Origin of the sequence: Stenotrophomonas sp. CASM110 (assembly GCF_049384345.1) — a bacterium.
Classification (GTDB): Bacteria; Pseudomonadota; Gammaproteobacteria; order Xanthomonadales; family Xanthomonadaceae; genus Stenotrophomonas; species Stenotrophomonas muris.
The window spans coordinates 17,668-29,524 of record NZ_JBMRGI010000013.1; the positions used below are offsets into that span (position 1 = coordinate 17,668).

An 11,857-nucleotide genomic window follows, 5' to 3' on the forward strand; every position below is an offset into this window, starting at 1 on the left:
CGAACCGCCGCCGCGCTCCGGGTCTCCGGGCGCGGCGGTTTCGCAATTGCAGGACGTACAGGCGTGCCAGAACGCGTTCTCGCTGCCGACAGGCTGGCAGGTGCAGGCCGCCGGCGAGCAGCGCTGGCTGCTGAAAGGCACCGGCGAGCGCCCGCTGCAGGTCATCCTGCGGTGCGTTACCGATCTGGGTGACAGGCTTGAAGATCCTGTGGTCACCGCCGAGCTGGGGCCCTTGGAGCCGAAACGGATGAGCGCGCAGTCCGCGTTCTGGGGCAACGCCGTGGATTCCGGTTACCCGATGCACGCCTTTCAACGGCGCATCGTGCCTGGCACCGAAGTGCAGGAAATCGCCGAACTGCCGCGCGCCGACCGCTCCAACCCCAACGCACCGCACGGCCTGCTGATGCTGCGCTGGGACGAGGAAGACCCCTCACATATTCAACAACGCGAGGCGTTCATCGCCACGCTGACGCAGAGCCTTGAAGCGCCGGGCGCTGCGAAAAACACCACTGGAACGGCACCATGACCAACATCCATAACGACAAGATCCTCATCCTCGATTTCGGCGCGCAGTACACGCAGCTGATCGCCCGCCGCATCCGCGAGCTGGGCGTCTACTGCGAAATCTGGGCGTGGGACCACAACCCGGCCGAGATCGCCGCGTTCGGCGCCAAGGGCATCATCCTGTCCGGTGGCCCGGAATCGACCACGCTGCCGGGTGCGCCGGCCGCGCCGCAGGAAGTGTTCGACAGCGGCCTGCCGATCTTCGGCATCTGCTACGGCATGCAGACGCTGGCCGCGCAGCTGGGCGGTGCTACCGAAGCGGCGGACCAGCGCGAATTCGGCCACGCCGAAGTGAACGTGATCAACCCGGATGCGCTGTTCAAGGGCCTGAGCGACCACGGCGGCGAGCCGAAGCTGAATGTCTGGATGAGCCACGGCGACCACGTCTCCGTGGCACCGCCGGGCTTCACCATCACCGCCACCACCGACCGCATTCCGGTGGCCGCCATGGCCAACGAAGAAAAGCGCTGGTACGGCGTGCAGTTCCACCCGGAAGTGACCCACACCCTGCAGGGCCAGGCGCTGCTGCGCCGCTTCGTGGTGGACGTGTGCGGCTGCCAGACCCTGTGGACGGCCGCCAACATCATCGACGACCAGATCGCCCGCGTGCGCGAACAGGTGGGCGATGACGAAGTGATCCTGGGCCTGTCCGGTGGCGTCGATTCGTCCGTGGTGGCCGCGCTGCTGCACAAGGCCATCGGCGAGAAGCTGACCTGCGTGTTCGTGGATACCGGCCTGCTGCGCTGGCAGGAAGGCGACCAGGTGATGGCGATGTTTGCCGAGCACATGGGCGTGAAGGTCGTGCGTGTGAATGCCGCCGACCGTTACTTCGCCGCGCTGGAAGGCGTGAGCGACCCGGAAGCCAAGCGCAAGATCATCGGCAACCTGTTCGTTGAGATCTTCGACGAAGAGTCGAACAAGCTGAAGAACGCCAAGTGGCTGGCGCAGGGCACCATCTACCCGGACGTGATCGAGTCGGCCGGCAGCAAGACCGGCAAGGCGCATGTGATCAAGAGCCACCACAACGTGGGCGGCCTGCCGGAGCACATGAAGCTGGGCCTGGTGGAGCCGCTGCGCGAGCTGTTCAAGGACGAAGTGCGCCGCCTGGGTGTTGAGCTGGGCCTGCCGCGCACCATGGTCTACCGCCATCCGTTCCCGGGCCCGGGCCTGGGCGTGCGTATCCTGGGCGAAGTGAAGCGCGAATACGCCGAGCTGCTGGCCAAGGCCGATGCCATCTTCATTGATGAGCTGCGCAAAGCGGACCTGTACGACAAGACCAGCCAGGCGTTTGGCGTGTTCCTGCCGGTGAAGTCGGTGGGTGTGGTGGGTGACGCGCGCGCTTATGAGTGGGTGATTGCGCTGCGGGCCGTGGAGACGATTGACTTCATGACCGCGCACTGGGCGCATCTGCCGTATGAGTTCCTGGGGACGGTTAGCAACCGGATCATCAATGAGTTGCGGGGGGTGTCGCGGGTTGTCTATGACATCTCTGGGAAGCCGCCGGCGACCATTGAGTGGGAATGAGTTGAAAGAACGAGGGCGCCCAGAGGCGCCCTTGTTCTTTATAAATTCAGACTTGGCATCAATCTTAACTGTTATCTAGTCCAGAAACTGCTCTGATCCATGCCGCCTGCAAGTTACCCGCCGATCCGCCCTGCGCTGTCTGGCTTGCCGTTATGGAACATGGCGACTAGCTCGCGAACATCCTCTCTTCTCTCGAGAAAGAACGCGTCCTTCGTGGACTCGAGGGCGGCTACCGCCTGTTTGATGTCCGGTTTGACGCTTCTCAGCATTTTATCAATGTGAATCTTGTTGTGAAGATAGTTGCTGGTTGATTCATGCATGTGCTCAAAGAACATTCTCAAATGCTCCTGATTCTTGCTCACTCCAAATGCTCGTGCGTACAGCTGCGCGCTAACGAACGTCGCGCTGAAGTAGGTCGCATTCTTGGTAATCGAGTTATCGCCTCGTACCTTGCTTGTCCATTTCATGCCGTTGGAGAAGTCTTCGATCGTGCGGCCTGAAATTAGCTCACTCTTTGCGCGTTGAATCCAATAGTGATTGTCGTTCTCAAATGGTTTTTGGATTCTGTTGTAAAGGTCGCGGACAAATGAGTTGACGCTGCCTCCAGATATTTCATTCAGTTTGTCAAAGCTAATTAGATTTCTCGCGGCGTCAATATAGCCTTGATTGGCTAGCGCGATAATCATGTCGCCGATTCTCTTCCCTACCGCTTGGTCCTTGAACGAATCAGTGACGATCTTAATTATCCAGGAGGCTGAATTGCAAACTATGGCGCCACTCGATGTTGTTGTTTCTCCTGGAATGCTCTCCAGGAGACGATCATTATTACTAATGAATTCAATTATATCGAAGTTCTCGCAAATCGCTTTGATTCTGCCTCGCTCTGCTTTTCCAAAGGCTGCTATCAGGACGAGCACTTTAAGTTCGTTGTCATTGAATTTTCTTTCGAAGAGCGCGCTGGTTCCTATTTGTGAGCGGTAATTCGTAAAATAATGATATGCGAAGTTAAGTAAATTATTTTCCCTGTTGTATTTTGCAAGGCCTAGATTATTAAGGCCTGAGTTAAATTCAATTTCCTCCTGTCGCGACAGTTTGTTTTCAATTGTCGTCTCGGTTACGTCGCCAAGTCTATTTGAAATTTTGAGTCTGAATAAATCGGCGTCTCCCTTTGTTGCGCAGATTACAATTCTGTTGCTTGGGTTGGTCTTTGCATTTAATACTGCATCGAGAGATGCTGTGTCGAGATAATTTGAGTCAAAGAAGAATATGTGATTATTCTTGGTTGAAAGTAAATTTGCAACCGATGGTGAGAAGGAGTCGCTTGTCGCGAAGTAAGAAGTAGTGTAGTCATTTATTGACTCTATGCATTGAAGTAGGAGAGTGGTCTTTCCACTGAACCTTCTTCCTGAAACCAATACAACTGGTGAGTTCTGCACTTGGCGGACTATTGCCTTTACCTGCTCTCTGACTGGGAAGAGGCGAGGGCATAGGGCTGCCCTTTGATCGCCCATTGTCAAAAGGAGCGGTCCGCCATTTGCAATAAGATTGATCGTTTGATTCGCGTTGATTTCTGAAAAATCATCGATCTGTAGCGATCGATCTGGAGTCGAAACGGCAACGTCTTCGAGTGTTTCAACCAGCCATTGAGCTATCTGCTCATAGTTATCGAAGAATATTACCTGCTCTATTCCATAGTCAGCGAGTTTGATTTTCTCCGCAAGCGTTGGTTCGCCCTTCTTTAAAAAAATGGACTTGGTGAATGGGGTTTTTTGGGCCAGGCTTAGGATATCAATCTCGCTGTCCAGTGAGCATCCAATGAATAGAAAAGAGGATGCCTCCGCGTGCTCTTGTATAAATGACAGCATGCTTCGGTTTGACTCGATGGCCTTTGCATATTGCGCCCAGGTGAAGGTCGAGCTGCCGTCAGTATAGGCGCATAGATCCTCTACGTCACCGTGGATTTTGAAGAGGCAGCGGCTGGATGAAATATACTCGCGCGCAACATCTCTGTTGGGTAATATCTTTGTAAGTCTTACTGGGCAGCTCTCGATGGCGTCATCGATGTTGAAGGTGAAAATGTGAGGCCATTTGAGTTGGATGAGTTTTCCCTTAATTGTTTTGGATATATCGACTTCAGAGAACATGTTCCTCAAATATGTTCTCGTGCTAGCTGGTTCGATATAATCCTTCATGAATAGAAGGTTGAAGGCCGTCTTGAGATCGGAAATCTGCAGTATTTCAGCGGCGGCCTTTGGGTCTTGGCATTTCTGGCTTGCCATGTTGACAATTTGCTCTGTCAAACCCTTGGCGTCCGGTACCCTTCCTTTGCGTGCGCGCTCCCCCTTCGTAAACCCGCTGCCGAAGAAGGGTATGAGCCTCGAGCTGGCGTAGATTCGTCTAATCTTCTCAGCCGACTTAGGGTCTTTAAAGTGAAGTTGTTCCATTGCTTAGCGCTCCATGAAGACGCGCCAATCCTATCTTGCGCTGGAACCACTTACAAATTTCTTTGGGAAAGATCAACGACCTGTGTAGTGATCACCGCGGAACTATGGCTCCTCTAGGGCCCTGGGGGGACTTTCCAAGGTCCGGCTCTCCCTCTTCCAACATCGACTGTGCTGCCTGTTGTTAGCCCTTGCCCTTGTCTCTGTATGCCAATCGAGCATCTCAGCAGCCCGGTAGTCTGGATTTGGTCTTGAGGATTCGATTGGATCTAGGGGTGCTTAGCCTTTGAGGGCGAGATCATGCTCTGCGGCCACTGGCGAGGCCCCAGCCTCAGGTTCTCATTAGCACGGCGATTTGGAGTTCAATCCCCAACGAGACAAAGATTGGACGTGAAGAAGCACTTCGATGGAGCGCGAGCCGTGGTATGGATGAGCGTCAGCGCACTGCGCTATGTTCCGCGTCCCGATCGCGATGTCGAATTGCGCGAGCGGATCGTGGAGCTGGCACGGCGACACAAGCGCTACGGCGTGGTGATGATCTGCCTGAAGGTGCGTCGGGAGCAGTAGCCTGTGAATTGCAATGGGTGGAGCGCCTGTATCAGGACGCCAAGTTGCAGGTGCGCCGATGCAAAGGGAAGAAAGCGCTGCCGGGCGAGCGCCAACCGTTACTGCGGCCGGAAGCAGCCAATCAGGCCTGGTCGATGGACTTCGTGTTTCGATCGCAGTGCCGAGGGGCGTGTAAATAGGGCGCTGACCATCGTCGACGATGCCACGCACGAGGCGGTGGCGATTGAGGTGGAGCGAGCTATCTCCGGCTACGGCGCGGCACGGGTGCTAGACCGGCTGGCACTGACGCGAGGCCTGCCGCAAGCCCGCACCGAGATCGAAACCGGGCGGCGAGAATACAATCAGGAGCGATCGAAGAAGATCCTGGATGGTCTCACATCTGCCACCTATGCCCAACAGTCGGCGGCCAAAGCCGCTACGTGAAATCTGGACTCCAAAGTGTCCCGCCACTGAAAGCGGGGCGGGGAGGGGGGGGGGGCGTCGGATGTAGAACTGATTTAATCAATCAGAAAAAGGCTTGCTCTTCGGTGTAAGGTCGTCCGCATGCGACGGTAGAGAGTGCAGCGAGCAGTAGAGAACGAACTGCTTCCAATTGGGCATTGCCGCCACTAGGAGACAAGGCGAAGGCTCCTACGCTAGGGAGGCGGTGAACGGAACCTCCGCCGAGCGCACTTGGATGCCGCACGAAAAAATTTGGGTTGGGAGGTGCATCAACACCACCGATGCCATTTCCGGGGAACAAAACATATGCACCACGAGATCCCAGAATTCCGTCGCGATACGTATGCATCTTGAAGAGATCCTCCTGCTTGTGCACACGACTCAGCTCGGCTTGGTAGTTGCCGCTCGGGGCATCTTGGTCTTCATCCTCGGCGTCATCGAATAGTTCATCCGTCTGTTGCTGTTGAAGTCGATACTTCGCATCAAAGTGCAGCCAGTGAGTAACTGAATCCGGCCGGACTTGTGCAATTCTTAGGCTGAAATCAGGTGCAAACGATGAGGTATAGCTGCCATCCCAAGTCAACTTCGGCGTCTTGGGTCTCACAAAACGGCGGTTGTAGAATAGGGAGGCACGAGCCTTCTGGCCATCTGCGGTAGTGAATTCAAAGCGACACTCGCTGCGTCGTCCCTTGGAAAGCTGAACCCGCAAGCCGTCGGCTGAGACTATGAGAAAGTTCCCCCCTCCAATCTCTGAGCAAACTTCAAGTAGGAGCTCACGAAGCGTGAAGAAGCACCAATACTCGTAGATCTCGTTGACCGGACGAATATCCCCCACTAGGCCGTCGGCAATTTCCGCCCCTTCCCTCCAGGCTAAACCCAGTGACATCCGAAGCGAAAGGTCGTATCGCAGAAGATCTTTGTAGCCGCGTTTGCGAAGAAGCGTTTGCGAGTTGGTTGGGATCTGTGTGAGTGGCCCCACCTCGCGCCACATGGAGTGCTGCAATACATCATCGAGAGCGGTGGACCAAGCATTTGCCTCCCGTGCTGACGCCCTTCGACTTCGGCGTAGCATGCCGCCCTCAACGCGACGCGCTAATAGGCTGCAATGCTCTAAGAATGCCTTGGCATAGCGGTTCTCAGGGGTGTCATGTGACTCGAAGCTCTCCCGCTGCGGAAGCATCGACGGGGTAAAGCCGCGCAACAGTCTTGCCAGAGGGCCTCCGCGGCAAAGATCCGAGTATTCGACGTCGTCCGCTAAGAGTTCGGGATCCGCCTCTACTATCTCGCCAATCGCTACGGTCTCAACACGCTCGCGCATGCTTCCGTGCGGATCCGATAGGATTTCCTCAAGGGATGCGGGCAACTTGGTAGAACCCATTACGTGTCGCATTAGGAAGTGCAGGGCCGCCTCGTTCGTCGCTAGATCCTCTGCTTGGTCGAATGAAAGTGACACCGGACTATCGTAGGAAAGCAGAAGTTCTGCCGCTTTTTCGGATAGGCTGTCGAGCAATTCCTTGAATTCGTCGAAGTAACGCAACTTACGGCACGCAACCTCGGCGCGAAGCTCACCGCCAAAAACAGGACTTAGATCGAGTACCCCTGCGTGCGACCGAAGGCGCAACTGTCCCGTTACTACAGTCCGGCCATCCACTTCCTTCCAGCGTCGAGGTGGATCAGATCTGTAGGCGTTTGAAAGTCGTTGCGCAAAGGGCCACGCAGGGTTTTCTGCAAGTCGCTGGCACGCTTCATCGAGCGCAAATGGTGTGAGCACATCTACGTAGTAGTCGGTATCTTCGCGAAGTTGAAATTTCTCGAAGAGGTGCCCTGCATCGCGCCAACACATGGGCGGAATTCCGCCCGAGAGCACCTGGTCTTCTTGGAGCTCACCTTCACCAGACAACAGAGACTCAGCTTCGATCACAGGCGCAAGAGGCCCCGCCGCTCCAAGCGCAGCTTCGACGTCGATCCAGCAACCTGCACCCAGATCAAAGCGTGCGCGGTGTAGAGTAACGTAGCTCATTTTACCTCACGAAGGAGACGTAATTCCGCGACAGAAGCCGCGAGTGCATTTCCTGGAGCTTCTGCCTGCACCGGGAAAACTCCTTGCCCGTGGGGAGCGTCAAAGCCTCATCAGTCTCGATGCGAGTAGCGGGTTCTGCACCGATCGCGTATTTGGCGGGCGGATTCGAATCCGCATGAGCGCCCCCTAGAAACGAGTGCAATGCCTTCAAACTGTCGCCTAGTGCCGAACGATTTCCGTGGATCTTCGGAAGTACCTTCTGGAACAAGGCTCGATCCAAGCCTTCCACCCAGCTTTCCATCGCGACAGAAGGCGTTGCTCCGTTCGCAATCTGTGCCTTGATCCAAACATGCATGTAGGCATGTACTTCCTTGACCACCCGATAGCCGAACTCAAAGCCTGTAGGCGCTAGTAGCTTGAAGCATCCATCCAGTACGCGCAGTGTCAGCGATTTAGCAGCATCCACATCGGCCTGTGGCACGCCATGCTTAATAGCCAGCGAATTCAATAAATCAGCGGGGTTCGAGCTTCGTAGCTCGCCTTCCTCACGTTCGTCTATTGCTTCCCTAAGGAGCTGATCGGCATGGATCAGGTCGATCTGGGTGTCGACAGCTTCACCTTGTACGTATTGGCTGGGCGTCAGTGCCTTTATTTCCAGGACATGAGCGCGATCCAGCACCTTCGGCGAGAACATATAAGTCGTTTCGTCGATATTCACGGTACCCACGTAGAACAGGTTGTGAGGTAGCTTCAGCGGCTGATCGTTGGTTACGAGGAGTTTTGCGGATTCCGCTTCTGCAGTGGTCGCGTCCTCAATCTCCAGTAGCTCGCTGATAACGGCAACTGAGTGTTTGTCGATGATTGGTGCGCTCTCGCCATCTTCCAGGATCGAGGAGGCCTCCATAAGCGATAGGAACGGCGCGAAGTAGCGTTCGACGTGCGACAGGTTCATTTCGTCGAATACTAGAAAGTGAGGAATACTCGTCGCATTCGGATGGCACGCGCGCAAGATGATCCGCAAGGTCTCCGTAATCTCGTAGCTCTCATTGGTCTCTGTTCCGCCTTCACGGATCCTCAGCTGGCCGAAGGGCGTTCTATACCCCAGGAGTTTTTTCGGTGATGTCCAATCAGGCCCAACCGGCACCAACTGGAAAATCTGACCTTGCACCTGTACGTCGTAGTGCTCTTGTAGCTGTTCAGCCAAACGCAGTGTGGAGCGCGATTTCCCGGTACCCGATGCCCCAGTGAGGATTACGAAAGGCTTGGCTGCGAGAGCAGCCACTAAGTCTAAAGAGCTCAGCTTTCCAGTCGGTTCGGCTGCCTCCGCCGCCTCCATTGGAACCGGGTCTAGTCCTATCAAGTATGTCTCTGGCGCTGCAGGCTCGTCTTGAAGGTCGATGTCAGTGATCTCACCAACAGAATCAACAAAAAGGGCCGCGAGCTCTCCTGGTTTCAGTTGATAGTCAGAGATAAATCGATCACGCAAGGCCTGGAAGCGGGAGGCCGGTGTCGTTGCTGTGCTGATGAGCGGGTCCAAATCTACCTTACGGTAGTTCCAGACAGCAGTTTCGCCCAGGCTGGGCCGGTCAACTCGCACCGCCTTCAATAGCAGTGCCTCTAGATGTGCTTCATGTCCGGCTCTCAGCCCTGCTCGGCGTGGATCATCGGTAGTGAGTTCCACCACGTTCTGCCAAGGATTGCCGCCGATGGTGGACCCCGTTCCGTTGGAGATGTACTTTCCGCCGCGAAATCCGGCACGGCTCGCTTCCCGGGAAACGAACACGTTGAAGATCTGCTTTTCAGCGCCGATCGTTATTCTATTGTCTAAATTGACCCCGGCGAGTTCCTGTGTGGCCTGAAGATAGGGGGCTTGGTTTTGCGTGATGGCAACATGCGGAATTCCGGCAAGGGCAAGTGTGCGTTTCAGGATCAAAAAATCCATCAGTGCAGCTTTTGCGCGCGTCTCAGCAAGCGCTGCGATGCTTGCCTGGATGCGAGCCGCCGTAAGATACTTTGCCATAACATTCCCTATTGTTCTTTAGCGTTAGCTCAGCTCTGCCAAACGATCAACCATCGCCTGACAAAACTCTTTCTTGATGTCGATGCCGATTGCCCTGAATCCATGTTTGCGCGCGAAAAATAAGCTGGTTCCGCTGCCTCCAAACGGATCCAGAACCACCCCTCCGGTCGGCGTGGTTGATAGGATCGGAATGCGAACGAGCTCTTCCGAAAAACGGGCCTTGTGGGCATGGCCTCGGCGGGCTGGAGGAATCTCCCAAGTGTCCTGGGGGGGCAGGATGCTCCCGCTTTCAGATTTACGGCCGACCGCCTCCTTGTCGAAGTAGTACCAGCGCGACTTAACCAAGTGAAACATGTATTCGTGCGACATCGAGCATCTGTCCCGCACTTGGTCAGGAATTGGGTTGGGCTTCACCCACACATTATCGTTTCGAACGATCCAATCCTTGTCCTGCATGGCTATGGCGAAGCGATGTGGAATCAGGAGGAGCTGCTTTGGTTTGCAAAGAAGGCCGTCGCCGGAGCGGTCTTGAGGCCGAAGACCAAAGCGCCTTGCACTCTGCTTCGATTCGCCACTCTTATGCTCTCCCTTGCCGCTCCAATATGTGTCGCCAAGGTTTACCCAAAGGCTGCCGTTTTCGGCAAGGACGGGCTTGGCGGCATCAAAGCATGAAACGAGTTGAGCGATGAACTCGCGGGGATGTTCCTCAAGCCCGATCTGCCCTTTGGCTCCATAGTCGCGCTGCCCATAGAACGGAGGTGAAGTCACCATGCAGTTCACTAAAACACCAGCTTCGGCCAAGTGCTTCAGCGCTTCGCGTACGTCCATGTTGAAGATCAGGACGTTGTCGTCGGCGTAATAAGCCACCTTGCGTAGTGCTTCATTGGTGAACGCTTCAGTGCTGGCCACTTTGGGGATAAGTGCCTGGCTCGCCTTAGTGGGCTTCGGTTTATTTTTTTTTGCTATTTTGCGCTGTGGCAATGGTGAAGAACTTTGTTTGGTGGATGACTTGGAGCTCGTCTGGGCGATCTCGGTTGACGCAGCGGACGATTTGTCCGCGCAAAGGGTGTCTCTTCGCATATCCATATTGTGGCTACTCACGCGGTAGCGCTACTTTGGCCCTTGCCGGTAGCATGAACTTCGCACTCGGACTTAGAGGGAATCGATATGTGGTTGCTTTCGCAGTAGTTGGCGACCAAGACTTCGAGCATGTTTACCATGCTCCGTTGCTCATGGTCTGCGGCGGCTTTTAGAGCTCGCTTGAAAGAGGGCGCCACCCTTAAATTGAGGGTGTCATTCTTGATGTCGTCAAACTTCATGGCGCCCCGCAATTGCCTGTGCAGTTGACGTAGTGTAGTACAGCTTGCTCGCCTTAACCATCCGCTGCTGGCCGATTGCGGTCGATCTACAGAGGTTTCGTGCGTCTCCGCTTCGGGGATCGCGCTGCTCAGGGTTCGCTATTCGCTCATCCCTAATGGGGCTGGCACTCGCCAGCCTCCTAGGTTACTGATGCTGCGGCCCGAATTCCTAGATTCGGGCCTGCATGCTTCGCTTGCTGGCGGTCGGCACACAGGGATGGACGTTGCCTTGTCCGGACCTCTCCCCTGACTTCTTCGTGTTACCCGGGACCATGGCCCGCTCCGTGTGCCGTCAAGGTGTGCACCGGACCGGCGAATTGGCTAATCGCTGACGTTCAGCGCTTGGCAGGCATGTACCCGCGCTTGATCATGCTCTCCAGTGGTCGTTGCGCGATGCTCGAAGTAGCCTGGGGGGCCGCCTGGTGCCGTGGCGGGCCGTGATCGAGCAGCGCCTTAGGTCTCACTCCGGCCTAACCTCCCGGCAAGCCCACTCAGCCAACCCCCGGCAAGCCAGAAACAACCCATCAACAACCCCCTCATCCAGATGCCGCTCCGGCTCCGCTGCCACACGGCAGCGGTCCGCCGCGTGCAGCACCTCCAGCACCGTCAGCAGCCCCACCAACGCGCGCTCGGTTCTCGCCAGGCTTACGCGGCGGCCGGGTGATACGTCGTTCTCCGGCCAAGGATGCCCATCAGCCCCCTCGCAGCCGCGCATGCGCTTGAGGATGCCGAGCAGGGAGTTCAGGTCGGGCAGGGGAGTGTCGTCGTTGATGGGCTCAACAACGGTGTACGAAGAGAAGGTGTCGGATTCGTTCATGGCGTCGGCTTCCGTGGCTGTGCTTAACAGCGCCACCGTGAAGAGGTGGCGGACGATGCGTGGCTGCAAACCGGGACGAAGCAACGAATGACCGGTGGGTCCGAA

The 11,857-nt window shown here is 56.0% G+C and carries 7 protein-coding genes and 1 pseudogene; 3 read left to right on the top strand and 5 right to left on the bottom strand.

Annotation, left to right across the window (positions count from 1 at the left end):
* Positions 1–46 precede the first annotated feature (46 nt).
* Positions 47–526, top strand: coding sequence for a hypothetical protein (locus VG561_RS12745; protein WP_423179670.1), 480 nt, complete (start codon positions 47–49; stop codon positions 524–526).
* Positions 523–2,088: a glutamine-hydrolyzing GMP synthase gene (gene guaA / locus VG561_RS12750; protein WP_134808781.1), complete on the top strand. Its 1,566-nt coding sequence runs from the start codon at positions 523–525 to the stop codon at positions 2,086–2,088. Before VG561_RS12745 ends, guaA begins: the two co-directional genes overlap by 4 nt.
* A 113-nt stretch (positions 2,089–2,201) precedes the next feature.
* Here guaA and avs5 read toward each other — a convergent pair whose 3' ends face one another.
* Positions 2,202–4,532 (bottom strand): AVAST type 5 anti-phage protein Avs5, encoded by a 2,331-nt coding sequence (gene avs5, locus VG561_RS12755; RefSeq protein WP_423179633.1) that lies wholly within the window; start codon positions 4,530–4,532, stop codon positions 2,202–2,204.
* Between the two features lie 408 nt (positions 4,533–4,940).
* On the opposite strand from avs5, the pseudogene VG561_RS12760 reads away from it, so the two are divergent.
* Positions 4,941–5,519, top strand: a pseudogene (locus tag VG561_RS12760) (hypothetical protein); the annotation flags it as partial.
* Between the two features lie 82 nt (positions 5,520–5,601).
* On the opposite strand, the gene VG561_RS12765 reads toward VG561_RS12760, so the two are convergent.
* The 4 genes from VG561_RS12765 to VG561_RS12780 all read right to left on the bottom strand — a co-directional run bounded on the left by VG561_RS12765 (position 5,602) and on the right by VG561_RS12780 (position 11,752).
* Entirely contained in the window at positions 5,602–7,557 is a 1,956-nt protein-coding gene (locus VG561_RS12765) for a DUF2357 domain-containing protein (protein ID WP_423179634.1), read from the bottom strand.
* Between the two features lies 1 nt (position 7,558).
* Positions 7,559–9,577, bottom strand: a complete 2,019-nt coding sequence (locus tag VG561_RS12770; protein ID WP_423179635.1) for an McrB family protein — start codon at positions 9,575–9,577, stop codon at positions 7,559–7,561.
* 24 nt (positions 9,578–9,601) lie between these two features.
* On the bottom strand, positions 9,602–10,678 hold the full coding sequence (locus tag VG561_RS12775; protein ID WP_423179636.1) for a DNA-methyltransferase: 1,077 nt from the start codon (positions 10,676–10,678) through the stop codon (positions 9,602–9,604).
* 717 nt (positions 10,679–11,395) lie between these two features.
* The gene (locus VG561_RS12780) at positions 11,396–11,752 is read right to left on the bottom strand and encodes a hypothetical protein (RefSeq protein ID WP_423179637.1); all 357 of its coding nucleotides are present in this window, start codon (positions 11,750–11,752) and stop codon (positions 11,396–11,398) included.
* Positions 11,753–11,857: the final 105 nt, after the last annotated feature.

Excerpts from the sequence above, each read along its gene's own strand:
- avs5 (WP_423179633.1), bottom strand. The coding sequence starts at position 4,532 with ATGGAACAACTTCACTTTAAAGACCCTAAGTCGGCTGAGAAGATTAGA.
- VG561_RS12770 (WP_423179635.1), bottom strand. The coding sequence starts at position 9,577 with ATGGCAAAGTATCTTACGGCGGCTCGCATCCAGGCAAGCATCGCAGCG.
- VG561_RS12765 (WP_423179634.1), bottom strand. The coding sequence starts at position 7,557 with ATGAGCTACGTTACTCTACACCGCGCACGCTTTGATCTGGGTGCAGGT.
- VG561_RS12780 (WP_423179637.1), bottom strand. The coding sequence starts at position 11,752 with ATGAACGAATCCGACACCTTCTCTTCGTACACCGTTGTTGAGCCCATC.
- guaA (WP_134808781.1), top strand. The coding sequence starts at position 523 with ATGACCAACATCCATAACGACAAGATCCTCATCCTCGATTTCGGCGCG.